Raw genomic sequence first — 25,239 nt, 5'->3', positions numbered from 1 at the left:
CACTTCCCCGATGTCAGGTCGCATGGATGGGGATCCGGACCCGCGGCCCGGAAGACGAGGGGCTGCACATGGCCGACAACGACAACGGGACACCACGCTTCCCGCACACGCCGGTGATGCTCGAGCGCATCGTCGACCTGTTCACGCCGACGCTCGACGGACCGGGCAAGGTCGTCGTCGACGCCACGCTCGGCATGGGCGGACACTCCGAGGGGCTGCTCGAGCGGTTCCCGGACCTGACGCTGATCGGTCTCGACCGTGACACCGACGCCCTCGGCATCGCGGGGGAGCGCCTGGCCCGCTTCGGCGACCGCGTCCGCCTGGTGCACACCGTGTACGACGGCATCGTCGACGCGATCGAGGGCGAGGGCTTCCGCCAGGTCGACGGGGTGCTGTTCGACCTCGGGGTCAGCTCGCTGCAGCTCGACCGGGCCGAGCGCGGCTTCGCGTACAGCCAGGACGCCCCGCTCGACATGCGCATGGACCGGACCGAGGGGCAGACCGCCGCCGACGTCCTGGCCACCTACGACGAGGGCGAACTGCGCCGCATCTTCCAGCGCTACGGCGAGGAGAAGCTCGCCGGCCGCTACGCCCGGGCCATCGTCGACCGCCGCGCGAGCGCGCCGTTCGAGATGTCGGGCGACCTGGTGCAGGTGCTCCACGACGCGACCCCGGTCGCGATCCAGCGCCAGGGCCACCCCGCGAAGCGCGTGTTCCAGGCGCTCCGCATCGAGGTGAACGCCGAACTCAGCGTCCTCGAACGCGCGATCCCGGCGGCGCTCGACGCCATCGCGGTCGGCGGTCGCATCGTCGTCGAGTCGTACCAGTCGCTCGAGGACCGCATCGTCAAGCGGGCACTGGTGGCGCGCACGAAGTCGAGCGCCCCCGCCGGGCTGCCGGTCGAGCTCCCCGAGCACGCCCCCACCTTCTCCCTGATCGTCAAGGGCGCCGAGCTGGCCGACGAGGCCGAGCGCGCCGCCAACCCCCGAGCAACACCCGTGCGCCTGCGCGCGGCCGAGCGGATCCGGAAGTGACATGAGCACGAACCTCGCACTCGTCGACCCCGCCGTCGTCCCGTCCCGCGCCCCGCGCCCGGACCGCCAGAGCCGACCGGAGCTCGTCGAGGTCACGCCGACCGCGGCCCAGCGCCGTGCACGGCCCCGCATCGGCTACGCCGTCACCGCGGTCGTCGCCCTCGGCGTCCTGCTGCTCGCCCAGCTCGGCATCAGCATGGTGCTCAGCCAGGGGGCCTACACGCTGAGCGCCCTCGGCACGGAGCAGACGAACCTGTCCCGCACGCAGCAGTCGCTGTCCGAGGAACTCCGGGTGCTCGACTCGCCGCAGAACCTGGCCCGCAACGCGCAGTCCCTCGGGATGATCGCGAACTCCACGCCGGTCTACCTCGACCCCAAGACAGGCCGGGTCTACGGCACGCCGACCCCGGCGGTCGCCGACCAGGCCACCGCAGCGACCTCGAACCAGGTGCCGAACTCCCTGCTGAACGACGTCCCGCTCGCTGCGAAGCAGGGCGACACGTCGACGAGCAAGGAGACGGGCTCGACCACGGGCAGCACCAGTACCGACGCGAAGGCCGACGACACCGCCGGCAACAGCACCGCCGGCAGCACCACCGGCACCGCCGCGTCTGAGAAGACGAGCGGCGCCAGCGCGTCGGACGGGGGTTCCTCGAAGTCCTCCGTAGAGTCCGACGCGAACCAGCTCCAGGCGCCCTCCACCCGGTGACCTGCGGGTCTGAACCACCCTCAGCACCATCCGGGAAGGACCGCACCGCGTGACGAAGACGATCCGCAACCGCCGACTGCGCTACAGCATCGTGATGATCGCCGTGATCGCCCTGGTGGGTGTCTTCGTGGTCCGCCTCGTCGACATCCAGGTCGTGCAGGCCTCGGCCCTCAACGAGCAGTCGACGCAGAAGCGCAGCATCCCGGTGACGATCTACGGCACCCGCGGGTCGATCGTCGACCGCAACGGCACGGAACTCGCCGACAGCGTCACCCGGTACAACATCACCACCGCCCCGCGCCTGGTCAAGGCCTTCAAGGGCAAGCTCGGCGGGACCCGGGTCAAGGACATCAGCGTGTCGACGGCGCTCACCGCCCTGGCGAAGGCCTCGGGTGGCGACGTCGCGACCATGCGGAAGAACATCGCCGCGAACCCGAAGTCGGACTTCGCGTACCTGGTCAAGGGCCTCGACGTGAAGCACTACGAGGCCGTCACCGACCTCGGCATCCCGTGGATCTACAAGGAGCAGCAGGCGTCGCGGGTCTACCCGACGGGTGCGACCACGGGCAACGTCACCGGGTTCATGGGCACCGACGGCGCACAGGCCGGCCTGGAGTACGCCTACAACAAGTGCCTCGCCGGCACGAACGGCTCGGAGACGTACGAGCGCGGCGAGGACGGCGTCCAGCTGCCCGGCAGCACCGTGACGAAGAAGCAGGCCAAGGACGGCGGCACGCTCGTGACGACGATCGACAGCGACCTGCAGTACATGGCGCAGCAGACCATCGCGTCCGCCGCGAAGACCCTGCAGGCGGCGTCGGCGACGGCCACGGTCACGAGCGTGAAGACGGGCGAGCTGCTCGCGGTCGCCGACTACCCGACGGTCGACCCGAACGACGTCGACGCTACGACCGACAAGGGGGCGTTCGGCTCCCGTGCGCTCACCGACTCCTACGAGCCCGGTTCGACGATCAAGGCCGCCATCGCCGCCGCCCTGATCGACCAGGGCAAGTCGAGTCCCACCGACCAGGCGGTCGTGCCGTACTCGCGCACCTTCCCCTGGGGCGGCACGATCCACGACTCCGAGTTCCACGAGACCGAGAACCTGACGCTGACGGGCATCCTGCAGAACTCGTCGAACGTCGGCATCACCGAGCTCGGCGCGCGGCTGACGGCGCAGCAGCGGTACGACTACATGCAGAAGTTCGGACTGTTCGAGCCGGAGTCGGCGATCGACTACCCGGGCCAGCCGTCGATGGACTACGGCTCGAGCCCGAACTGGGACCAGCAGACGAACATCAACTCGATGTTCGGCCAGGGCATCTCGACGACCGCGGTCCAGGTCGCCAGCGTGTTCCAGACCATCGCGAACGACGGTGTCCGGATCCCGCCGCACTTCGTCAAGGGCTGCACCACCTCGGACGGCAAGACCATCGACGCGCCCGACGTGCAGAAGCAGCGCGTCGTGTCCGCCGACGCTGCGACCCAGGTCACCGACATGCTCCAGAGCGTGGTCACGGGCGGCACGCTCGTGGGCATGAAGCCGATCTCGGGCTACAACATCGCCGCGAAGACCGGTACCGCCGAGGTGGCCGAGGGCTCGAAGGGCTACGGCGGTCAGCGCATCACCTCGGTGGCCGGAATGGCACCCGCCGAAGACCCCCAGTATGTTGTCACGGTGACGTTCACGAAGCCGCAGACCAACAAGTGGTCGAGCGGAGCGGCTCCGGCGTTCCGCACACTCATGTCCCAGGTGCTCGAGAAGTACCGAGTAGCCCCCTCCGCGTCCGAGGCGAAGCTCTACCCGTCCACGTGGTGAGGAAGAAGGAACACTTGTCCGCACGGATCCCCCCGGTCCTCCGGCCCGAACACCCGACCCCGAGGGCGGTCGCCGAACTCGCGAACGCGTTCGGCCTCCGCGTCGTCGGTTCCCTCGACGCCGTCGAGACGACCGGTGTCACGCTGAGCGCCGCCGAGGTGCAGCCGGGTGACGTCTTCGTCGGCGTGCACGGTGCGAACCGGCACGGCGCGGAGTTCTCCGCCGAGGCCGCCGAGCGCGGTGCCGTCGCCGTCCTGACCGACGACGCGGGCGTGGAGAGCGCACGAGCGGCCGGCTTGCCGGTCCTCGTCGTGGACGACCCCCGTGCAGCCCTGGGCGACGTGTCCGCCTGGGTGTACCGCACCCACCCGGACGAGGCCACCGACCTGCCGCAGCTGTTCGCCGTCACCGGCACGAACGGCAAGACGAGCACGTCGTACATCCTCGAAGGGATCCTCAAGCAGCTCGGCCTGGTCACCGGCCTGAGCTCGACCGCCGAGCGCCACATCGGCACGCTCAGCGTGACGAGCCGCCTCACCACGCCCGAGGCCAGCGAGATGCACGCGCTCCTCGCCCGGATGCGCGAGAGCGAGGTGCGCGCGGTCGCCGTCGAGGTGAGCGCGCAGGCCCTCAGCCGTCACCGGGTCGACGGCATCGTCTTCGACGTCGCGGCCTTCACGAACCTGTCGCACGACCACCTCGACGACTACGCCGACATGGAGGAGTACTACCAGGCGAAGCTCCCGCTGTTCCAGCCCGAGCACGCCCGTCGCGGCGTCGTCTCGCTGGACACCGACTGGGGCCACCGCGTGGTGCAGGACTCCCGCATCCCGGTCACGACGATCACCGTGCACCCGGACGTCGAGGCCGAGTGGCACGTCGACATCGTCGAGGCGCACGCCGCGTACACCGAGTTCCGCCTGACCGGTCCCGAGGGCCGCGAGCTCACCACCCGTGTGCCCCTGATCGGCTGGCACATGGCCGCGAACGCCGCACTGGCGATCGTCATGCTGGTCGAGGGCGGTTTCGAGCTCGGTGCCATCGCGCACGCGCTCGACAGCAACCACCGCCGCTACCCGGACGAAGACGACCGCGACGAGCACGAGGCCCGAAGCGACCGTGACCGCGACGGCGCCGTGCGCCGCGTCTCCGCCATCGAGTGCTACCTTCCCGGCCGGACCGAGCGCGTCTCGGGCGAGCACGGCCCGAGCGTCTACGTCGACTTCGGCCACAGCGCCGACGCGTTCGAGAACACCCTCGCTGCCGTCCGGCAGTTCACCTCCGGCAAGGTCCTCATGCTGTTCGGCGCCGACGGCGACCGCGACACCACGAAGCGCGGCGACATGGCCCGCGTCGCGGCGGCCGGCAGCGACATCCTCGTCGTCACCGACCACCACCCCCGCTTCGAGGACGCCGCGTCGATCCGGAAGACCCTGGTCGACGCCGCGCGCGAGGCGTTCCCGGACCACGAGCTGCACGAGGTGAGCCCGCCCGAGGCCGCCATCCGCCTGGCCGTCGGTCTGCTCGGCGAAGGCGACTCCATCCTCTGGGCCGGCCCCGGCCACCAGGACTACCGCGACATCGCCGGGGTCCGCACCCCCTACTCGGCACGCGACGAGGCCCGTCAGGCCCTGCGCGAAGCCGGTTGGGAGCCGAACTCCGGTCCGGCCGAGGACCTCCGATGATCGCGCTCACCCTCGCCGAGATCGCCACCGCGGTCGGCGGCGAGCTGATCGGTGGTGCCCAGGCGACCGACGTCGCCGAGCCCGGCGACCTGGTGGTGGAGGGCTCGGTCGAGACCGACTCGCGCCTGGTCGGCCCCGGCAGTGTCTTCTTCGCCCTGCCCGGCGAGGTCACGGACGGGCGCCGCTTCGTGCCCGCCGCGACCGAGGCGGGTGCCGCGCTGGTCATCACGCCCGAGCGCGTCGAGACCACCGCGCCGCAGATCGTCGTCGCGGACGGCTACGCAGCACTCGCCGCGCTCGCGCACGAGGTCGTCACCCGGGTCCGGATGGCATCCGCCGACCGCGTCGACGCCGAGGGGCGTCCCGCACCGCTCAAGGTCGTCGGCATCACCGGCTCGAACGGCAAGACGAGCACGAAGAACATGCTCCGGACGATCCTCGAGCAGCACGGCGAGACCGTCGCGCCCCAGGGGTCCTTCAACAACCACGTCGGGGCACCGATCTCGATGCTCCGGGTCACGTACGACACCCGGTTCCTGGTCGTCGAGATGGGGGCCAGCGGCGTCGGCCACATCGCGGCGCTCGTCCGCATCGCCGAGCCGGACGTCGGTGTCGTGCTCAAGGTGGGCCTGGCGCACGCCGGCGAGTTCGGCGGCATCGAGGCGACGCAGCGCGCGAAGTCCGAGATGGTCACCGACCTGCCCGCCTCCGCGACCGCGCTGCTCAACGTCGACGACGACCGGGTCGCGTCGATGCGCGGCCTGACGGCCGCCCAGGTGGTCGGCTTCGGCACGTCGGCGGATGCCGACTACCGCATCACCGGCATCGAGACGGACCGCAGCGGCACCCGCTTCACCCTCACCGCGCCTCCCGTCCCCGTAGGCGACCCGTCTGCAGACGGAGGCCGAACGGGAGGCCCGGATCACGTGGACGTGCGCCTCGCGATCCTGGGTGAGCACCACGCGATGAACGCGGCTGCCGCCCTGACGGTCGCCCACCGCTGGGGCGTCCCGCTCGCCGACGGCGCCGCGGCGCTCGCGTCGATGACGCGCGCCGAGCGCTGGCGCATGGAGCTGCTGCAGGGCGGCCCCGAGGGCGTCACCGTGATCAACGACGCCTACAACGCGTCGCCGGACTCGACCGCAGCAGCGCTGCGGACCCTGGCGCAGATCGTGCGCCCGGGGGAGCGGACCGTCGCCGTGCTCGGCGAGATGGCCGAGCTCGGCGAGTTCTCGACCGAGGAGCACGACCGCATCGGTCGGCTCGTCGTCCGTCTCGGCATCGGTCAGCTCGTGGTCGTCGGCCGCGGCGCGATGCCCATCCACCAGGCCGCCACCCTCGAGGGATCGTGGGACGGCGAATCGGTGTTCATCGAGGACGTCGACGACGCCGTCCGGTCACTCCAGGACATGCTCCGCCCCGGCGACGTGGTCCTGGTCAAGTCCTCGAAGTCGGCCGAACTGCGATTCCTCGGCGACCGCCTCGGAGGTGTCACCGAATGATCGCGCTCCTCATCGCCGGCGCTACGTCGCTGGTGTTCACGTTGCTGCTCACCCCGTTCTTCATCAAGCTGTTCCACCGTCTCGGGTGGGGGCAGTTCATCCGTGACGACGGTCCGCAGTCGCACCACACCAAGCGCGGCACCGCGACGATGGGCGGCATCGTCCTCATCATCGGCGCCGTGATCGGCTACTTCGTCGGCCACCTGGTCGGACGTGACTCGATCACCCTGTCCGGCCTGCTCGTGCTGTTCCTCATGGTGGGGCTGGGCTTCGTCGGGTTCATCGACGACTTCCTCAAGGTCCGGCGCCAGCGGAGCCTCGGGCTCGGCGGGTGGGCCAAGGTCCTCGGCCAGGTCATCGTCGGCGTCATCTTCGCCACGGTCGCCCTGGTGGTGCCGACGTCGAACGGCAAGCCCCCGGCGTCGACCATGATCTCGGCGATCCGGGACATCCCGTGGCTCGACTTCATGGCGCTCGGCACGGTCATCGGCACCGTGCTGTTCCTGGCCTGGATCGTGCTGCTCACGGTGTCGACGTCGAACGGCGTCAACGTCGCGGACGGGCTCGACGGTCTCGCGACCGGCTCGAGCATCCTGGCGATCGGCTCGTACGTCATCATCGGCTTCTGGCAGTCCAACCAGATCTGCGGCGGCGCCCGTCTCGACGCGAGCACGGAGCACGCCTGCTACACCGTGAGCAACCCGCTCGACCTGGCGGTCGTCGCGGCCGCGGTCTGCGGAGGGCTCATCGGGTTCCTCTGGTACAACACCTCGCCGGCGCAGATCTTCCTCGGCGACACCGGTTCGCTCGGCCTCGGTGGTGCGCTGGCGGGTCTCGCGATCCTCAGCCGCACCGAGCTCCTGCTCATCCTGATCGGTGGCCTGTTCTTCATCGTCACCGGCTCGGTCATCCTGCAGCGGGCGTACTTCAAGATCACCCACGGCAAGCGGATCTTCCGGATGAGTCCGCTGCACCACCACTTCGAGCTGAAGGGGTGGGCCGAGGTGACGGTCGTCGTCCGGTTCTGGATCATCGCGGGGCTCTTCGTCGCCGCGGGGGTCGGCCTCTTCTACCTCGAATGGATCGCACGCGTTGGTTGACCCGGTGTCCACGTCCTCCCGTCTCCAGTCCCTCGACAGCTGGTACTCCGAGGGGTGGAAGGGCCTGAACGTCGCCGTCCTCGGGCTCGGCGCGACCGGGTTCTCGGTCGCCGACACCCTGGTGGAGCTCGGCGGTGCGGTCACGGTGTACTCGTCCGACGCGCCGTCGGACAGCGTCGACCTGCTCGACGTCATCGGTGCGCGCTTCGTGCAGACGACGCTCGACGCCGTGCCGGCCGCGCTGCAGGAGCAGGCACCGGACGTCGTCATCGTGTCGCCCGGCCTGCCGCCGCACAACGCGACCGTCGAGTGGTCCGTCCGGAACAGCACGGTCTGGGGCGACATCGAGCTCGCCTGGCGCGTGCGCGACAAGGTCGTGCGCGGTCCGGTCGCGGCACCGTGGATCACGATCACGGGCACGAACGGCAAGACCACCACGACGCAGCTCACGACCGCGATGTACGAGGCCGGCGGCCTGCGTGCCGTGGCCTGCGGCAACATCGGCGTGCCGGTGCTCGACGTCGTCCGCGACCCGGACGGCTACGACGTGCTCGTCGTCGAGCTCTCCAGCCACCAGCTGCACTACATGGCGACCTCGGGCGACGGCGCGGTCGTGCCGCTCGCGAGCGCCTGCCTGAACATCGCCGACGACCACCTCGAGTGGCACGGCTCCGCCGCGGCGTACCGCGCCGCGAAGGCCAAGGTCTACGAGCGCACCGTGATGGCGTGCGTCTACAACACCGCCGACGACGTCACGCGCGACATGGTGCAGGACGCCGACGTCGTCGAGGGCTGCCGTGCCGTCGGCTTCACGCCGGGGGTGCCCGCCCCCGGGGACGTCGGCATCGTCGAGGACGTCCTGTGCGACCGCGCCTTCAACGAGGACCGTCGGAACAGCGCGCTCGAGCTGTCGACCCTCGCCGACCTCGAGGTCGCCGGGCTCGCCAGCCCGCACATGACGATGAACGTCCTGGCCGCCGCGGCCCTCGCCCGTGCCGGCACCGTCCAGCCGAGTGCGATCCAGTCCGCCGTCCGGGCCTTCCGCGCCGACCACCACCGCACGGAGCTCGTGGCCGAGTCGGCCGGCGTCGCGTGGGTGGACGACTCGAAGGCCACGAACCCGCACGCCGCCACCGCCTCGCTCGCGTCGTTCGACACCGTGGTGTGGATCGTCGGCGGCCTGTTCAAGGGCGTCGACGTCGACGGGCTCGTCGCACGCTTCGGCCCCGAGGTCCGTGCCGTCGTCGTGATCGGCACCGACCGGACCCCCGTCCTGGAGGCATTCGCGCGACACGCGTCCGGGGTGCCGGTGCTCCAGGTGGAGACGACGGACACTGATCAGGTCATGCCCGAGGCGGTCCGGCATGCCGCATCGGTCGCGAGGCCGGGCGACACGGTCCTCCTCGCCCCGGCGGCTGCGTCGTTCGACCAGTTCGGCTCCTACGCCGACCGGGGGCGTCGTTTCGCGGCGGCGGTCCACGAGCACCTGGGAGGCAACGCCGATGGCGACGACGGATCTTCCGAACAGTCGTAGCACGCCGGCGACGGGCAACCCGCGTCGCACGAACGGTGCACTCGTCGCCGTCAAGAACGTCTTCGTCGCCGAGTCCAGCACCTTCTACACGATCCTCGGCGTCACGCTCTTCCTGGTCGTCTTCGGCGTCGTGATGGTCCTGTCGTCGTCGAGCGTCGAGCAGTACGCCGCGACGCACGACTTCTTCGGTGCAGCGTCCCGCCAGGGTCTGTACGCGGTCCTCGGCGTCCCGCTCATGCTCGTCGCGAGCCGAATCCCGACACGGCTGTGGCGGAAGTGGGCGATGCGGTTGCTCGGTGCCGCCCTCGTCCTGCAGCTGCTCGTGTACACACCGCTCGGCATCGACGTCCAGGGCAACCGGAACTGGATCGGCATCGGCTCGTTCACCGCGCAGCCGTCCGAGGTCGTCAAGCTCGGCCTGGTGCTCGGCATCGGCGCGATCATGTACGTCAAGCGCGACAAGCTCGACGACTGGAAAGAGGTCTTCATCCCGATCGGGATCGCCTCGCTCCTGTCGCTCGGCCTCGTGATCCTCGGTGGCGACCAGGGCACCGCGATGATCATGCTCATCCTGGTCCTCGGTGCGCTCTACGTCGGCGGGGCCCGCGCCCGGCACCTGCTCGTCGGCCTGGCGGCGATGGCGGTCATGCTGCCGTTCGTCACGATGGCGTCGTCGTCCCGTCAGGTGCGCATCAGCGCGTGGCTGTCCGGCTGCACCGACTCGAACCAGTACGCCGACCTGTGTTGGCAGCCCGTGCACGGCATGTGGGCGCTGGCGTCCGGTGGCGTGTTCGGCGTCGGACTCGGCAACTCCAAGGCGAAGTGGTCGTGGCTGCCCGAGGCGGACAACGACTACATCTTCGCGATCATCGGCGAGGAGCTCGGCCTGATCGGCGCCGTCGTCGTGCTCGCCCTGTTCGTCGTGCTCGCCGTCGGCATGATCAAGATCATCCGGCAGTCCCGCGACCCGTTCGTGAAGACCGTCACGGGCGGCATCCTGGCGTGGATCATCGGCCAGGCGCTCGTGAACATCGCCGTGGTGCTCGGCCTGCTGCCGGTCCTCGGCGTCCCACTGCCGCTGATCTCGGCCGGCGGGTCCGCGCTCATCATGACCCTGGTGGCGATCGGCGTCGTGCTCTCGTTCGCCCGAGACCTGCCCGGGAAGAACGACCCGCGCACCACGAACCCGCCCCTCGACAGCACCACCACGAACGGACGACTCCGGTGAGCAAGTACCTCTTCGCCGGCGGGGGCACCGCCGGACACGTCAACCCCCTGCTCGCGGTCGCCGACCGGCTGACCGAGCGCGAGCCGGATGCCGAGGTGCTCGTCCTGGGCACCGCCGAGGGCCTGGAGTCCCGCCTGGTGCCGATGCGCGGCTACGAGCTCCTGACGATCCCGCGCCTGCCGTTCCCCCGGAAGCTGAACGGCGCGGCCCTGCGCTTCCCGCAGCGTTTCGCCGCGGCCGTCAAGCGCACCGAGCAGATCATCCGCGAGCACGAAGTCGAGGTCGTCCTCGGCGTCGGCGGCTACGCGGCGGCGCCGGCGTACATCGCGGCCCGGCGCACCGGCACCCCGATCGTCGTGCACGAGCAGAACGCGAAGCCGGGGTTGGCGAACCGCCTCGCGGCCTTCCTCACCGAGCACGTCGGCCTGACCTTCTCGAACACCCGACTGCGGCACGGCCGGGTCGTCGGCATGCCGCTCCGGCGCGAGATCGAGTCACTCGACCGCCGTGCGAGCCGTACTGAGGCCCTCGCCGAGTTCGGGCTCGACCCGGCTCGCCCCGTGCTCCTCGTCACAGGTGGTTCCTCGGGCGCCCGCAGCATCAACCGCACGATCAACAAGTCGGCGGCGACCATCGTGGGCGCCGGCTGGCAGGTCCTGCACGTCGTCGGGGCGGCGTCCGACATCGGTCCGAGCGACCTCGACGGCTACCACGTGCTCGCCTACTGCGACCGGATGGACCTGGCGTACGCGGCGAGCGACTTCGTCGTGTCCCGCTCCGGCGCCGGCATGGTCTGCGAGCTCACCGCGGTCGGGCTGCCGAGCGTGCTCGTGCCGTACCCTGTCGGCAACGGCGAGCAGCGGCACAACGCGAAGGACGTCGTCGACGTCGGGGGAGCAGTGCTCGTGGCGGACGGGGAATTCGACCCCGACTGGGTGACGTTCCAGCTCCTGACGATCCTGCAGGACCGGGCCCGCATCGCGGACATGACGGTCCGGGCGGGCAGCGTCGGACACCGCGACGGCGCGGACCGGATGACCGACCTCGTCCTGGACGCAGCACGAGGCACCGAACGAGGTGCCGCACGAGGAACCGCACGAGGCAACGGCGCCGCCAGCACCACGGAGGAACCATGACCATCAAGCCGGACCTGACGCAGCCGATCCCGGACGACCTCGGCACCGTGCACTTCGTCGGCATCGGCGGCGCCGGCATGAGCGGCATCGCCCGGATGTTCCTCGCCGCCGGCCACCGCGTGACGGGCAGCGACTCCCGCGAGACCGAGACGACGGGCATCATGCGCGACCTCGGCGCCGGGGTGCACATCGGCCACGACGCCGCGAACGTCGGTGACGCGGACACGATCGTCGTCACGAGCGCGCTGTGGCCGGACAACCCCGAACTGCTCGAGGCGCAGCGCCGCGGCCTGCCGGTGCTGCACCGGTCCCAGGCCCTCGCCGCCCTCATCGCCGGGCACCGCCTCGTCGCGGTCGCCGGCGCGCACGGCAAGACCACCTCGACCGGCATGATCGTCACCGCGATGGTCGAGCTCGGCCTCGACCCGAGCTTCGTCAACGGCGGCGTCATCCAGTCGCTCGGCACGAGCTCGGCGCCGGGCTCGAGCGACCTGTTCGTGGTCGAGGCCGACGAGTCCGACGGTTCGTTCCTGCTCTACGACGTCGCCGTGGCCCTCATCACGAACGTCGACGCCGACCACCTCGACCACTACGGCAGCGAGGAGGCCTTCACCGAGGCGTTCGTCGAGTTCGCCGCGAAGGCGAGCGAGCGCGTCGTCATCTCGAGCGACGACGCCGGCGCGAAGACCGTCACGGCGGGCATCCGCGCGCGTGCCGACGCCCCCGAGGTCGTCACCTTCGGCGAGGCCGTCGACGCCGATGTGCGCATCGAGCGGATCATCGAGTCCGCGGGCGTCGAGGTCGCGTTCCGCGCCGGCGGCGAGGCACACCACCTGACCCTCCGCGTGCCGGGCCGGCACAACGCGATCAACGCCGTCGGTGCCTTCGCGGTCCTGACCGGTCTGGGCGTGAGCGCCGCCGACGCGATCCGCGGGCTCGAGGCCTTCGGCGGCACCCAGCGCCGCTTCGAACTGCACGGTGTCGAGCGCGGGGTGTCGGTCTACGACGACTACGCGCACCACCCGACCGAGGTCGCCGCGGCGCTCAAGGCCGCCCGCAACGTCGTCGGCGACGGCCGCATCATCGCCATCCACCAGCCCCACCTGTACTCGCGCACCCGTCTCATGGCCGGTGACTTCGCGCGGGTCTACGAGGAGCTCGCCGACCACACGGTCGTCCTCGACGTCTACGGCGCGCGCGAGGACCCGGAGCCCGGGGTCACCGGTGCCCTGGTGCAGGAACGCTTCGCCGACCAGTCCCGCGTGGAGTTCCTGCCGGACTGGGACGAGGCCGCCGCCCGTGCCGCCGCGGTCGCCCGCGACGGCGACATCATCATGACGCTCAGCTGCGGTGACGTGTACCGGATCATCCCGCAGGTGCTGGGAGCGTTGGGCCGGTGAGGCGACCCGAGGGGTTCGACGAGGGGGACGCCCGCAGGGACGCCCCGGTCGAGGGCGCCGACGCGCCCCGGCAGCGTCGTGGCCCCTCGATGCCGCGGCTCCCGTTCCGCGGGCGCACACCCGACGACCGGGAGGCCCGTCCCACGTCCGACGAGTCCGCTGCGGTCGACGAGGCCCCGGCCGTCACTCCCGCACCCGGTTCCTCCGAATCGCGCCCCCCAGCGGTCGGTGCGCCCCCGAGCACCGGGGCGCGACGGCCGTCCGCGGGCGCGGAACCGACCACCGATGCCGCAGACTCGACGCGCGACCGCGTCGGCGCCCTCGCGGGCGCGGCCGGCCGCCGCGTCGGCGCCGGCTTCGGTGCCGTCGCCGACCGCCTGCGCGAGTACACACCGGACGAGGAGCACCGCGACCCGCGCCCCGACGCGGGCAACGCGCCCCGAGGAGACGGGGCGCAACGACCGTCCGGGGGCGCGGCGGGCAGTGCACGCGACCACGACGCGACCGTGACCGACGTGCTCGACGCGGGCAGTGCCTCCCGGCCGGTCCAGCACGACGACGCACCCATCGGTGCCGGCGTCCGCGCTGCCGAGACCGCGCGTGAGGCGCGCATCGCGAAGCGTCGCCGTCGCCTGCTCGAGCGCGCCGAGGTGCGGCGGTTCACCCGGCGCAGCCGCCACCGTCGTGCCGCGTGGATCACCGCGGCCGGCATCGTGCTCGTGCTCGGCGTCTCGATCCTGGTGGCGGTGTTCTCGCCGCTGATGGCCCTGCAGACGATCGAGGTCAAGGGCACCAACCGCGTCGACGAGACCGCGCTGCGGCAGGCCCTGTCCGACCAGATCGGCACCCCGCTCGCGCGGCTCGACTTCGACGAGATCAAGCAGGACATCGCCGGCTTCCCGCTCATCGAGAGCTACGTGACCGAAGAGGCCCCGCCGCACACCCTCGTCGTGACGGTGACCGAGCGCACGCCCGTCGTGGCCGTGAAGTCCGGCAGCTCGTTCGACCTCGTCGACCCGGCCGGCATCGTCGTGCAGTCGTCCCCGCAGCGTCCGGCCACCATGCCGCTCGCCGACATCGCCCGTGCGCGCCTCGGGTCCTCGAGCTTCCGCACGATGACCGAGGTCGTGCTGGCGCTGCCGTCGACCGTCCGGTCGCAGGTCACGCGGGTCGCCGGGTCCACCGCGGACGACGTGACCCTGACGCTCAAGGACGGCTCGACCGTCGTGTGGGGGAGCCCCGACGACTCCGAGGCGAAGGCCGCGCTGCTCGCCGCCCTGGTGAAGGACCACGCGGCGCGGAACCCGGGCGTCGTGGTCGAGTACGACGTGTCCGCACCGGACAACGGCGTGATCCGTGCGAAGGACTGAATTGCCGACCTGATCGGCGACACGCGGCGTGGCGGGGCGACAGTGCGCGGAACCCACCCGTAGCGTCGAAGCCAGCACTACATCTACCAGCATTGCCCCTGAACTTCAAGTAGAGGTTGAGGGTTCAACCGGAGGCCTGACTGACGTGACCACGAACCACAACTACCTCGCCGTCATCAAGGTCGTCGGTGTCGGCGGCGGCGGCGTCAACGCCGTCAACCGGATGATCGAACTCGGCCTCCGTGGCGTCGAGTTCATCGCGATCAACACCGACGCGCAGGCGCTCCTGCTCAGCGACGCCGACGTCAAGCTCGACGTCGGCCGCGAGATCACCCGCGGCCTCGGCGCCGGCGCGGACCCCGAGGTCGGCCGTCGTGCCGCCGAGGACCACGCCGAGGAGATCGAAGAGGCCCTCGCCGGTGCCGACATGGTCTTCGTCACCGCCGGTGAAGGCGGTGGGACCGGCACGGGTGGTGCGCCCGTCGTCGCCCGCATCGCCAAGTCGATCGGCGCCCTCACCATCGGCGTCGTCACGAAGCCGTTCAGCTTCGAGGGCAAGCGTCGCCAGTCCCAGGCCGAGAACGGTGTCGCCGGGCTCAAGGACGAGGTCGACACGCTCATCGTCGTGCCGAACGACCGCCTGCTCGAGATCAGCGACCGCGGCATCTCGATGGTCGAGGCCTTCGCCACGGCCGACCAGGTGCTCCTCGCCGGCGTGCAGGGCATCACCGACCTCATCACCACCCCGGGTCTCATCAACCTCGACTTCGCCGACGTCAAGTCCGTCATGCAGGGTGCGGGCTCCGCGCTCATGGGCATCGGCTCGTCGCGCGGTGCCGACCGTGCCATCAAGGCCGCCGAGCTCGCCGTCGCGTCCCCGCTGCTCGAGGCCTCGATCGACGGAGCGCACGGTGTGCTGCTCTCGATCCAGGGTGGCTCGAACCTCGGCATCTTCGAGATCAACGACGCCGCGCGTCTGGTGCAGGAAGCCGTGCACCCCGAGGCGAACATCATCTTCGGTGCGGTCATCGACGACACCCTGGGTGACGAGGTCCGCGTGACCGTCATCGCCGCGGGCTTCGACGGCGGCGAGCCGGCGCAGCAGCAGAAGGAGCGTCGCTCGAGCTACGTCGACCCCGAGTCGAGCGCGACGGCTCCCGTCGCTGCCTCGACCGGTGCGATCGAGGACTCCAGCACGTCGAGCCCCTCCTGGGCCTCGCAGGAACACCAGCCGCCGGTGCAGCGCGCCGCCGACCCGGCGTTCGACGACGACGACGAGCTCGACGTCCCCGACTTCCTGAAGTAACCCCTCCTTGGTAGCAGACACGCGCCTCCCGTCCGCCTCGTCATCAGACGACGGACTGGAGGCGCGTCTCGCGTCCGTCAGAGGTGGCATCGCCGACGCGGCGCGCGCCGCAGGGCGCTCGGCCGACGACCTCACGCTGATCGTCGTCACGAAGTACCACCCGGCGTCCCTCGTCCGTGCGCTGGCATCACTCGGCGTCACCGACGTGGGTGAGAACCGCCACCAGGAGGCACAGGCCAAGGCCGCGGAACTCGCCGACCTCGACCTGACCTGGCACTTCATCGGGCAGCTGCAGTCGAAGAAGGCCCGGCAGGTCCGTCGCTACGCGCACGTCGTGCAGTCCCTCGACCGCACGACGGTCGTGGATGCCTTCGCGCCGACCGAGGCCGAGCCGGATCCACCGGTCATCGACGGGTTCGTGCAGGTCAACCTGACCGACGATCCCGGTCGCGGCGGCGTGCAACCGGACGACGTCGAGGCGATGGCCGCACGCGTGCTCGAGACCGGCACCATCCGGTTGCGCGGGGTCATGGCCGTCGCGCCGCTGGACGAGGAGCCCCGTGCGGCGTTCGCTCGGCTGCGGGCGATCTCGGACCGGGTCGTGGCGCTCGAGCCCGGCGCCACCGACATCTCGGCCGGCATGAGCGGCGACTACGCCGACGCCGTGCTCGAGGGCGCGACACACCTGCGGATCGGCACCGCAATCACGGGAAATCGGCCGGCGGCACCCTAGCCTCGTTGCAGGGCATCCACGTGCACCAACCTCCGGAGGAACCATGGCCAACCCGCTGAAGAAGACGATGGTCTACCTCGGCCTCGCCGACGAGGAACTCGACTACGAGGACGAGCAGCCGCAGCAGGCCGCGCCCGCGCGCCAGCAGGCTCCCGCCACTCCGGCCGCAGCACCGCAGGATGTCCCCGCCCCGGCGGACGCTCCCGCGGCCGCCGCAGCTCCGGCAGCGGCCCCGGCCGCCGCTCCCGCGAAGACGCACACCCACCAGCGCGGCGCCCAGGTCACTCCGCTCCGCCGCTCGCACACGACCGCACAGAAGGCGACCCCGGTCCAGGAAATGAACGAGATCCTCACCGTCCACCCGCGCGAGTACAAGGACGCCCAGTCCATCGCCGAGAGCTTCCGCGACGGGATCCCCGTCATCATCAACCTCTCGCAGATGACCGAGAACGACGCCCGACGCATGATCGACTTCGCCTCCGGCCTGTCGCTCGGCCTGTACGGCAAGATCGAGCGCGTCACCAACAAGGTCTTCCTGCTGTCGCCCGCACACGTCGCAGTGAGCGGTGAGCCGGCTGAGGTAGAGTCCGACATCGAGGCGAACTTCTTCGCCCAGTCCTGAGCCGTCCCCCGGCCACCCGCCCGTGAGCGTCGTCGCATGACGGCACTCGCCCGAGACGAGCGAGCCCCATCGTGTCCGTGATCCTAGGGATCATCTCCCTCGCCCTCCTGCTGTACTTCTTCGTCATGTGGGGGCGGTTCGCGCTCGACCTCGTGCAGAACTTCAACCGGTCCTGGCGGCCGCGCGGGGGACTGCTCGTGGTCTCCGAGTTCGTCTACACGATCACCGATCCGCCGATCCGCGCGGTCCGGCGGGTCCTGCCGCCGCTCCGCATGGGGCCGGTGGCACTCGACTTCGGCTGGACGATCGTCATGCTCGTCGTGATCATCGCTCGGGTCGTCGTCAACGGCATCGCCGTCGCGGTCTGACCCGATCCAGGTCCGCGACACGCGCCGCGCCGATGCAGTGGTCGTCGTTCCTCCCCGTCGTCGGTGTACGGTGGTCGGGATCGATGCTCGCCTCCGGCGCGGCATCCGCACCACACGTGGTGACTGGTAAGTTCGGTCACGACGCAAGTGGTTCCACACGTTCAGCAGTTCTATTGAGGTGACGGCAATGGCTTTGACGCCGGAAGACGTAGTCAACAAGCGGTTCCAGCCGACGAAGTTCCGCGAGGGCTACGACCAGGACGAGGTCGACGACTTCCTCGACGAGGTCGTGGTCGAGCTGCGTCGCCTGACCGCGGAGAACGACGAGCTCCGCCAGCGCCTGCAGGCGGCCGAGTCGGCCCCGCAGTCGGCGCAGGCCGAGCAGCCCGCGCCCGCGGCAGAACCCGAGCCGGAGCCCGTGCCGGCCCCGGTCGAGGCGGCTCCCGAGCCCGCTCCGGTCGCAGCGGCCGCCCCGGCGACCACGGTCCCGGCGGACGAGGACACCGAGGGCACCACGAACCTCCTGACGCTCGCGCGTCGTCTCCACGAGGAGCACGTCCGCGAAGGCGTCGAGAAGCGCGACGCGCTCATCGCCGAGGGCACCGCCCAGGCAGCGCGTCTCGTCTCCGAGGCCGAGGCCAAGCAGCGCCAGATCATCGCCGACACCGAGAACACGAACCGTCAGCGTGTCCAGGTGCTCGAGCAGGAGCAGCGCCAGCTCGAGGGCAAGATCGACGAGCTCCGGACGTTCGAGCGCGACTACCGCGCCCAGCTCAAGAGCTACATCCAGGGGCAGCTCTCCGAGCTCGACTCCTCGAACGAGCAGTCCGGTCTCACCCCGGCGCCGGCATCGGCGCAGGGCTTCGGCAACTGACGTTGTCGCGACCAGCATCACGAGCGAAGGTCAGTGTCCGCGCTATCGCGGCACTGGCCTTCGCCGCTGTCGTGGTGGTGGCGTTCGACCAGGTCGCGAAGGCACTGGTCGTCGCGAACCTGCCGTACGGCACCCCCGTCCCGATCCTGGGCGGGGCGCTCCAGTTCCTGTACGTCCGGAACCCCGGGGCGGCGTTCTCCTTCGCGGTGAACATGACGTGGGTGTTCTCGATCATCTCGGCGGCGGTCGTCGTAGCGATCATCATCTACTCGCGTCGGATCCGGTCGATGTGGTGGGCCGTCGTGCTCGGCATGCTGCTGGGCGGAGCGCTCGGCAACCTGATCGACCGACTCTTCCGTGAGCCCGGCTTCGGCCGCGGCCACGTGGTCGACTTCATCTCGACGCCGTGGATGATGCCGGCGATCTACAACGTCGCCGACTCGTTCATCTGCATCAGCATGGTGGTCTTCGTGCTGCTGGTGATCCTCGGCGTGAACCTCGACGGGTCCCGCACGGTCTCCGCCAAGCGCGCTGCGCAGGCGGACACGACGGAGCCGCTCGACGGCGGGGCCGCGTTCTCGTCAGCTGACGCTGCTGTCGACGAGCCGACCCGCGCCTCCAGGCCGAACGACGGCGACCGACGCGACGCGCTGGGGCACGACGCCACGTGAGCGAGTCGCGTTCTCTTCCCGTCCCCGACGGGCTCGCCGGTGAGCGTGTCGACGCCGCCATCGCGAAGCTCCTCGGGTTCAGCCGGTCGTTCGCGGCCGACGTGGTCGCCGCCGGTGGGGTCCGGGTCGACGGCGTCCCCGTCGACAAGTCCGACCGCCTGCACGCCGACTCGTGGCTCGAGGTCGAGTGGTCCCCGAAGGAGCCGCCGCGCATCGTGCCGGCGGCCGTGCCCGGGATGACGATCGTGCACGACGACGAGGACATCGTGGTCGTCGACAAGCCCATCGGCGTCGCCGCGCACCCCTCGCCCGGTTGGGACGGTCCGACCGTGCCCGGGGGCCTCGCCGCAGCTGGGTTCACCATCGCGACCTCGGGCGCCGCCGAGCGTGCGGGCATCGTGCACCGCCTCGACGTCGGCACGTCGGGGCTCATGGTCGTCGCGAAGACCGAGCTCGCGTACACCCACCTCAAGCGGGCGTTCAAGGAGCGCACGGTCGAGAAGGTCTACCACGCACTCGCGCAGGGGCACCCCGACCCGACCTCCGGCACCGTCGACGCCCCGATCGGCCGGCACCCGTCGAGCGACTGGAAGTTCGCGGTCACCGCCGACGGCAAGCCGAGCGTCACCCACTACGAGACCCTCGAGGCGTTCCGGTCGGCGACCCTGCTCGAGGTGCACCTCGAGACCGGGCGCACCCACCAGATCCGCGTGCACATGGCCGCGACCCGCCACCCGCTGGTCGGCGACACGATGTACGGCGCCGACCCGGTCCTGGCGCAGGAGCTCGGGCTGACCCGCCAGTGGCTCGACGCCGTTCGACTCGGGTTCGACCACCCGCGCACCGGCGAGTGGGTGTCGTTCCAGGCGGAGTACCCCGACGACCTGCGCCTCGCGCTCGACCGCATCCGAGCCGCTTCGTCCTGACGGGCGCGCGCGTCGCGTGGTGCGTCGTGCGTCGTGCGTCGTCGCGTCGGTCGCGTCGTCCCGCTGAGGTTCCGAAATCTCGGCATCTGGGCGCGCTGTGCGTCGGTCTGTGGAACCCCGGCGGAGCGCACGCGGCGTGTTGTGGAACCTCGGCGGGGGAGCGACGGGCGTGTCGCGCGTGACGAGCGCGTGACGCCCACCCCCGGCCGGGAGGCCCGTGGCAACGCCGCCCCGTGCCTCCCGTCCGCCACGCGCGGGCTCCACCGCCGTGGGGACACGATCTGCAGGCTTCGGGCCCGCCGAGCGACGGTTCCTGCACCCTCGCCGGGCTACGCGCGGCGTGTCGTGCGACCTCGGCGTCGGACCGCTCGGACACGCGCGGGTTTGTCCGCGGTCGCGGTTAGGCTGTTCGCGTCCCGCAAGCAGCTCGTTCGACCGGAGGTTCCGTGGCGGATTCCGACTCCTTCGTCCACCTGCACGTGCACAGTGAGTACTCGATGCTCGACGGCGCGGCCAGGCTCGGCGACCTCGTGCAGGAGACCGCTGCGCAGGGCATGCCCGCCGTGGCGGTGACCGACCACGGCAACATGTTCGGCGCCTTCGAGTTCTGGAAGGCCGCCAAGGCCGGCGGCGTCAAGCCGATCATCGGGACCGAGGCGTACATCACGCCCCGGACGCACCGCACGGACAAGACCCGTGTGCGGTGGGGCGACGGCGGTGGGGACGACGTCTCCGGTGCCGGTTCGTACACGCACATGACGATGTTCGCCGAGAACACGACGGGCATGCACAACCTGTTCCGGCTGTCGTCGAAGGCGTCGCTCGAGGGCTACTACTTCAAGCCGCGCATGGACATCGAGCTGCTCGAGGAGTACCACGAGGGCATCATCGCCACGACGGGGTGCCCGTCGGGCGAGGTCCAGACGCGCCTGCGTCTCGGCCAGTACGACGAGGCCGTCAAGGCCGCCGCCGACTACCGCGACATCTTCGGCAAGGAGAACTACTTCGCCGAGGTCATGGACCACGGACTCGAGATCGAGCGTCGGATCATGAGTGACCTGATCCGGCTGGCGAAGGACCTCGACATCCCGCTGGTCGGCACGAACGACCTGCACTACACGCACGCGCACGACGCCAAGTCGCACGCGGCCCTGCTGTGCGTGCAGTCGGGTTCGACGCTGAACGACCCGAACCGGTTCAAGTTCGACGCCGACGAGTTCTACCTGAAGTCCCCGCAGCAGATGCGGCACGTCTTCCGCGACAACCCCGAGGCCTGCGACAACACGCTGCTCATCGCCGAGCGGTGCAACGTCGAGTTCGACACCTCGGCGAACTACATGCCGAAGTTCCCGGTGCCGGCGGGCGAGACCGAGCACTCCTGGTTCGAGAAAGAGGTCGCGAAGGGGCTGGACTACCGGTACCCGGACGGCATCCCGGCCGAGGTGCAGGAGCGTGCCGACTACGAGGTCGGCATCATCAACCAGATGGGGTTCCCGGGGTACTTCCTCGTGGTCTCCGACTTCATCCTGTGGTCGAAGAACAACGGCATCCGCGTCGGCCCCGGCCGTGGTTCCGGTGCCGGCTCGATGGTCGCGTACGCGATGCGCATCACCGACCTCGACCCGATCCGGCACGGCCTCATCTTCGAGCGGTTCCTGAACCCGGACCGTGTCTCGATGCCCGACTTCGACGTCGACTTCGACGACCGGCGCCGCGGTGAGGCGATCAAGTACGTCACCGAGAAGTACGGGTCGGAGCGCGTCGCGCAGATCGTCACGTACGGCACGATCAAGGCGAAGCAGGCGCTGAAGGACTCCTCGCGCGTCCTCGGGTTCCCGTTCGGCATGGGCGAGAAGCTCACCAAGGCGATGCCGCCGCCCGTGATGGGCAAGGACATCCCGCTCACCGGGATCTTCGACAAGGACCACCCGCGCTACAAGGAAGCCGTCGACGTCCGCACCGTGGTCGAGAACGACCCCGAGGCGAAGACCGTCTTCGACACCGCGCTCGGGCTCGAGGGGCTGAAGCGCCAGTGGGGCGTGCACGCGGCCGGCGTCATCATGTCGAGCGACCCGCTCATCGACATCATCCCGATCATGAAGCGGGAGCAGGACGGCCAGGTCGTCACGCAGTTCGACTACCCGGCAGCGGAGTCGCTCGGCCTGATCAAGATGGACTTCCTGGGGCTCCGCAACCTCACGATCATCAGTGACGCCCTCGACAACATCAAGAACAACCGTGGCATCGAGCTCGACCTCGAGACCATGGGGCTCGAGGACCCCGAGGCGTACGCGCTCCTGCAGCGCGGTGACACGCTCGGTGTCTTCCAGCTCGACGGTGGGCCGATGCGTGGCCTGCTGCGCCTGATGAAGCCCGACAACTTCGAGGACATCTCCGCGCTCATCGCCCTGTACCGTCCGGGCCCCATGGGTGCGAACTCGCACACGAACTACGCGCTCCGCAAGAACGGCGAGCAGGCGATCACGCCGATCCACCCGGAGCTCGAAGAGCCCCTGGCGGAGATCCTCGGCGGGACCTACGGCCTGATCATCTACCAGGAGCAGGTCATGGCCATCGCGCAGAAGGTCGCGGGGTTCTCCCTCGGCCAGGCGGACATCCTCCGCCGCGCGATGGGCAAGAAGAAGAAGTCCGAGCTCGACAAGCAGTACGCGGGCTTCGAGAAGGGCATGCTGGACAACGGCTACTCGGCCGCGGCGATCAAGATGCTGTGGGACATCCTGCTGCCGTTCTCCGACTACGCGTTCAACAAGGCGCACTCCGCCGCGTACGGCGTCGTCTCGTTCTGGACCGCCTACCTGAAGGCGCACTACCCGGCCGAGTACATGGCGGCGCTGCTCACCTCGGTGGGCGACGCCCGCGACAAGCTCGCGCTGTACCTGAACGAGTGCCGCCGCATGGGCATCAAGGTCATGCCGCCGGACGTCAACGAGTCGATCGGCTTCTTCGCCGCTGTCGGTGAGGACATCCGCTTCGGCATGGGCGCGATCCGCAACGTCGGGTTCAACGTCGTCGACGACATCGTGAAGGCCCGCACCGACAAGGGCGCGTTCGAGTCGTTCCACGACTTCCTGCGCAAGATCCCGATCTCGTCGGCGAACAAGCGGACCGTCGAGTCGCTCATCAAGGCGGGTGCCTTCGACGAGTTCGGCGACTCCCGCCGCGCCCTGGTCGAGATCCACGAGGGCGCGGTCGAAGGCGCCGTCAAGGTCAAGCGTGACGAGGCCCACGGCAACGTCGGCTTCGACTTCGACTCGCTGTTCGCCGAGGTCGCCGAGGAATCGCCGGCCACCGGTCCGGTGTCACAGGTGCCTGACCGTCCGGAGTGGTCCAAGCGCGACAAGCTCGCGTTCGAGCGCGACATGCTCGGCCTCTACGTCTCGGACCACCCGCTCGCGGGGCTCGAGATCGAGCTCGCGAAGCACCAGTCGATCACCATCGCCGACCTCATCGCGGCCGACGACTCGGTCGAGGGCGAGACCGTCACGGTCGCGGGGCTGCTGACGAGCGTGCAGCACCGGGTGGCGAAGACGAGCGGCAACCCGTACGGCATCGTCGACATCGAGGACTTCGGCGGCCAGATCGGCGTGATGTTCCTCGGCAAGACCTACCAGGAGTTCGGTCCGTCGCTCGTGGCCGACTCGATCGTGGTCCTGCGTGGTCGCGTGAACGTCCGCGACGACGGCAAGGCCCTGCACGCGGTGAGCATGTTCCAGCCGGCGATCGGCGATGCGATGGGCTCCGGCCCGCTCACGTTGTCGCTGCCGGAGCGGCAGGCCACCACCTCCACGGTGACCGAGCTCGCGGCCGTGCTCGGACGGCACCAGGGCGAGACCGAGGTCCGGCTGAAGCTGCTGAAGGACGACGTCGCGCGCACGTTCGAGTTGCCGTTCCCGGTGAACCTGACACCCGACCTGTTCGGCGAGCTGAAGAGCCTGCTCGGGCCGCGCTGCCTGGTGTAGCGGGGGCGTGACCGTGGCCGGACACCGGATCTTCGGGACGCCCTTCGCGGGGGTCTACCCGCACTACCTGGCGAAGGTGGAGCGGAAGGGCCACACGAAGGGCGAGCTCGACGCCGTCATCACGTGGCTGACCGGGTTCGACGACGCAGCGCTCGCACGGCACCTGGCGGACGAGACCACGTTCGAGGACTTCTTCGCCGCCGCGCAGCTGCACACGAACGCGCCGCTCATCACGGGCGTGATCTGCGGCGTCCGGATCGAGGAGATCGACGACCCGCTCATGCGGCAGATCCGGTACCTCGACAAGCTCGTCGACGAGGTCGCGAAGGGCCGTCCGATGGCGAAGGTGTTGCGGACCGCGTGACCGGAGTCGGCGGGAGTGTTCCCGGCGCCGAGGTTCTGCGTGCCTTCGGGGTCGCCGGGTCCACGCCCGTGCTGCTCGCGGGTGGGCGCGGCCTGACCTGGCGTGCCGGGGGCATCGTCCTCCGGCCCCACGACGGCGTTGCGGTGACCGACTGGCGTGCCGGCGTCCTGGCGGAACTCGACCACGCAGCGGAGTCCGAGCACCCGGCCGAGTTCCGCACACCCCGCCCCGTGGCCACCCGCGACGGCAGCTGGCGGTCGGGGGACTGGGAGGCGTGGGAGTTCGTGCCCGGCGCGGCCGACGAGTCCCGCGTCGAGGACGTGATCCGGGCGGGTCGTGCCTTCCACCGCGCGATCGCCGGCCTGGAGCGGCCCGCGTTCCTCGGCACGGATCCCGATGCCGGCACGGCCGTCACCGCGGTCAGCGCCGACACCGCCGGCACCGACCCGTGGGCACGTGCCGACCGGATGGCGTGGGGCGAGGAACCGCTGCCCTCGGACCCGACCCTCGACCGGCTCGCCGCGGCGTTCCGCCCGGTCCGAGCACCGTCGCAGCTGGTCCACGGGGACCTGCTCGGCAACGTGCTGTTCGCCGACGGGCAGCCACCGACGATCATCGACTGGCCGCCGTACTGGCGTCCGGCGGGGTTCGGCACCGCGATCGCGGCCGTCGACGCGGTGTGCTGGCACGGGGTCCCGGTCGGTCGGCTCGACGCGCTCGGCGACGACGAGCCGGAGTGGCGTCAGCTGCTGGTCCGGGCGCTCGTGTTCCGCATCGCGACGCTCCACCAGCTGGGCGCGTGGGACGCGACGTGCGTCGCACGCCACCGTCCGGTGGTCGACGTGGTCGCCGTCTGACGGGAGGCCCGTGGCGGGGCC

At 70.4% G+C, this 25,239-nt stretch carries 21 protein-coding genes; all 21 read left to right on the top strand.

Annotation, left to right across the window (positions count from 1 at the left end; genetic code table 11):
• The first annotated feature begins 68 nt into the window (after positions 1-68).
• A complete protein-coding gene (gene rsmH / locus EDF23_RS04000) occupies positions 69-1,034 on the top strand; it encodes a 16S rRNA (cytosine(1402)-N(4))-methyltransferase RsmH (RefSeq protein WP_131920615.1) in 966 nt (321 codons plus the stop codon).
• A 1-nt stretch (position 1,035) separates the two neighbouring features.
• Positions 1,036-1,743, top strand: coding sequence for a hypothetical protein (locus EDF23_RS03995; RefSeq protein WP_131920612.1), 708 nt, complete (start codon positions 1,036-1,038; stop codon positions 1,741-1,743).
• A gap of 49 nt (positions 1,744-1,792) precedes the next feature.
• Positions 1,793-3,562: a penicillin-binding protein 2 gene (locus EDF23_RS03990; RefSeq protein WP_131920610.1), complete on the top strand. Its 1,770-nt coding sequence runs from the start codon at positions 1,793-1,795 to the stop codon at positions 3,560-3,562.
• Positions 3,563-3,576: 14 nt separating this feature from the next.
• Complete coding sequence (locus EDF23_RS03985; protein ID WP_131920608.1) at positions 3,577-5,247, top strand: UDP-N-acetylmuramoyl-L-alanyl-D-glutamate--2,6-diaminopimelate ligase; 1,671 nt, start codon at positions 3,577-3,579, stop codon at positions 5,245-5,247.
• Positions 5,244-6,749 (top strand): UDP-N-acetylmuramoyl-tripeptide--D-alanyl-D-alanine ligase, encoded by a 1,506-nt coding sequence (gene murF, locus EDF23_RS03980; protein ID WP_131920606.1) that lies wholly within the window; start codon positions 5,244-5,246, stop codon positions 6,747-6,749. The genes EDF23_RS03985 and murF overlap by 4 nt, the downstream gene beginning before the upstream one ends.
• On the top strand, positions 6,746-7,849 hold the full coding sequence (gene mraY / locus EDF23_RS03975) for a phospho-N-acetylmuramoyl-pentapeptide-transferase (protein ID WP_123938314.1): 1,104 nt from the start codon (positions 6,746-6,748) through the stop codon (positions 7,847-7,849). The genes murF and mraY overlap by 4 nt, the downstream gene beginning before the upstream one ends.
• 4 nt (positions 7,850-7,853) lie before the next feature.
• Entirely contained in the window at positions 7,854-9,383 is a 1,530-nt protein-coding gene (murD, locus tag EDF23_RS03970) for a UDP-N-acetylmuramoyl-L-alanine--D-glutamate ligase (RefSeq protein ID WP_131920604.1), read from the top strand.
• On the top strand, positions 9,352-10,611 hold the full coding sequence (ftsW, locus tag EDF23_RS03965) for a putative lipid II flippase FtsW (RefSeq protein ID WP_131920602.1): 1,260 nt from the start codon (positions 9,352-9,354) through the stop codon (positions 10,609-10,611). The genes murD and ftsW overlap by 32 nt, the downstream gene beginning before the upstream one ends.
• Positions 10,608-11,747 carry an undecaprenyldiphospho-muramoylpentapeptide beta-N-acetylglucosaminyltransferase gene (gene murG / locus EDF23_RS03960; RefSeq protein WP_243648796.1) on the top strand — a complete coding sequence of 380 codons (1,140 nt, stop codon included), beginning with the start codon at positions 10,608-10,610 and terminating at the stop codon, positions 11,745-11,747. Before ftsW ends, murG begins: the two co-directional genes overlap by 4 nt.
• Positions 11,744-13,147, top strand: a complete 1,404-nt coding sequence (murC, locus tag EDF23_RS03955; protein WP_131920600.1) for a UDP-N-acetylmuramate--L-alanine ligase — start codon at positions 11,744-11,746, stop codon at positions 13,145-13,147. The genes murG and murC overlap by 4 nt, the downstream gene beginning before the upstream one ends.
• On the top strand, positions 13,144-14,517 hold the full coding sequence (locus tag EDF23_RS03950) for an FtsQ-type POTRA domain-containing protein (protein ID WP_131920598.1): 1,374 nt from the start codon (positions 13,144-13,146) through the stop codon (positions 14,515-14,517). The genes murC and EDF23_RS03950 overlap by 4 nt, the downstream gene beginning before the upstream one ends.
• Before the next feature lie 145 nt (positions 14,518-14,662).
• On the top strand, positions 14,663-15,823 hold the full coding sequence (gene ftsZ / locus EDF23_RS03945; protein ID WP_111085783.1) for a cell division protein FtsZ: 1,161 nt from the start codon (positions 14,663-14,665) through the stop codon (positions 15,821-15,823).
• A gap of 7 nt (positions 15,824-15,830) precedes the next feature.
• The gene (locus EDF23_RS03940) at positions 15,831-16,556 is read left to right on the top strand and encodes a YggS family pyridoxal phosphate-dependent enzyme (RefSeq protein WP_131920596.1); all 726 of its coding nucleotides are present in this window, start codon (positions 15,831-15,833) and stop codon (positions 16,554-16,556) included.
• 43 nt (positions 16,557-16,599) lie between these two features.
• The gene (gene sepF / locus EDF23_RS03935; protein ID WP_131920594.1) at positions 16,600-17,178 is read left to right on the top strand and encodes a cell division protein SepF; all 579 of its coding nucleotides are present in this window, start codon (positions 16,600-16,602) and stop codon (positions 17,176-17,178) included.
• Positions 17,179-17,249: 71 nt separating this feature from the next.
• A complete protein-coding gene (locus tag EDF23_RS03930) occupies positions 17,250-17,546 on the top strand; it encodes a YggT family protein (protein ID WP_111085780.1) in 297 nt (98 codons plus the stop codon).
• A 187-nt stretch (positions 17,547-17,733) separates the two neighbouring features.
• Positions 17,734-18,420 (top strand): DivIVA domain-containing protein, encoded by a 687-nt coding sequence (locus EDF23_RS03925; RefSeq protein WP_165900993.1) that lies wholly within the window; start codon positions 17,734-17,736, stop codon positions 18,418-18,420.
• 77 nt (positions 18,421-18,497) lie between these two features.
• Positions 18,498-19,091, top strand: a complete 594-nt coding sequence (gene lspA, locus EDF23_RS03920; protein ID WP_235035959.1) for a signal peptidase II — start codon at positions 18,498-18,500, stop codon at positions 19,089-19,091.
• Complete coding sequence (locus tag EDF23_RS03915) at positions 19,088-20,017, top strand: RluA family pseudouridine synthase (RefSeq protein WP_123938308.1); 930 nt, start codon at positions 19,088-19,090, stop codon at positions 20,015-20,017. The genes lspA and EDF23_RS03915 overlap by 4 nt, the downstream gene beginning before the upstream one ends.
• Before the next feature lie 446 nt (positions 20,018-20,463).
• Positions 20,464-23,997 (top strand): DNA polymerase III subunit alpha, encoded by a 3,534-nt coding sequence (dnaE, locus tag EDF23_RS03910; RefSeq protein WP_123340376.1) that lies wholly within the window; start codon positions 20,464-20,466, stop codon positions 23,995-23,997.
• A gap of 13 nt (positions 23,998-24,010) precedes the next feature.
• Positions 24,011-24,361 (top strand): DUF2200 domain-containing protein, encoded by a 351-nt coding sequence (locus EDF23_RS03905; RefSeq protein ID WP_131920688.1) that lies wholly within the window; start codon positions 24,011-24,013, stop codon positions 24,359-24,361.
• Positions 24,358-25,218, top strand: coding sequence for a hypothetical protein (locus EDF23_RS03900; protein ID WP_131920592.1), 861 nt, complete (start codon positions 24,358-24,360; stop codon positions 25,216-25,218). Before EDF23_RS03905 ends, EDF23_RS03900 begins: the two co-directional genes overlap by 4 nt.
• Positions 25,219-25,239: the final 21 nt, after the last annotated feature.

It is taken from the genome of Curtobacterium sp. PhB128, from assembly GCF_004340725.1.
Lineage (GTDB): Bacteria > Actinomycetota > Actinomycetes > Actinomycetales > Microbacteriaceae > Curtobacterium.
Note: the sequence above shows the minus strand (reverse complement) of the source record. Positions and strands in the feature narration are given on the sequence as shown.

Coding starts and splice junctions, on each gene's coding strand:
- ftsW (WP_131920602.1), top strand. CDS start 9,352: ATGGCGACGACGGATCTTCCGAACAGTCGTAGCACGCCGGCGACGGGC.
- murF (WP_131920606.1), top strand. CDS start 5,244: ATGATCGCGCTCACCCTCGCCGAGATCGCCACCGCGGTCGGCGGCGAG.
- rsmH (WP_131920615.1), top strand. CDS start 69: ATGGCCGACAACGACAACGGGACACCACGCTTCCCGCACACGCCGGTG.
- sepF (WP_131920594.1), top strand. CDS start 16,600: ATGGCCAACCCGCTGAAGAAGACGATGGTCTACCTCGGCCTCGCCGAC.
- EDF23_RS03925 (WP_165900993.1), top strand. CDS start 17,734: ATGGCTTTGACGCCGGAAGACGTAGTCAACAAGCGGTTCCAGCCGACG.
- EDF23_RS03995 (WP_131920612.1), top strand. CDS start 1,036: ATGAGCACGAACCTCGCACTCGTCGACCCCGCCGTCGTCCCGTCCCGC.
- murC (WP_131920600.1), top strand. CDS start 11,744: ATGACCATCAAGCCGGACCTGACGCAGCCGATCCCGGACGACCTCGGC.
- mraY (WP_123938314.1), top strand. CDS start 6,746: ATGATCGCGCTCCTCATCGCCGGCGCTACGTCGCTGGTGTTCACGTTG.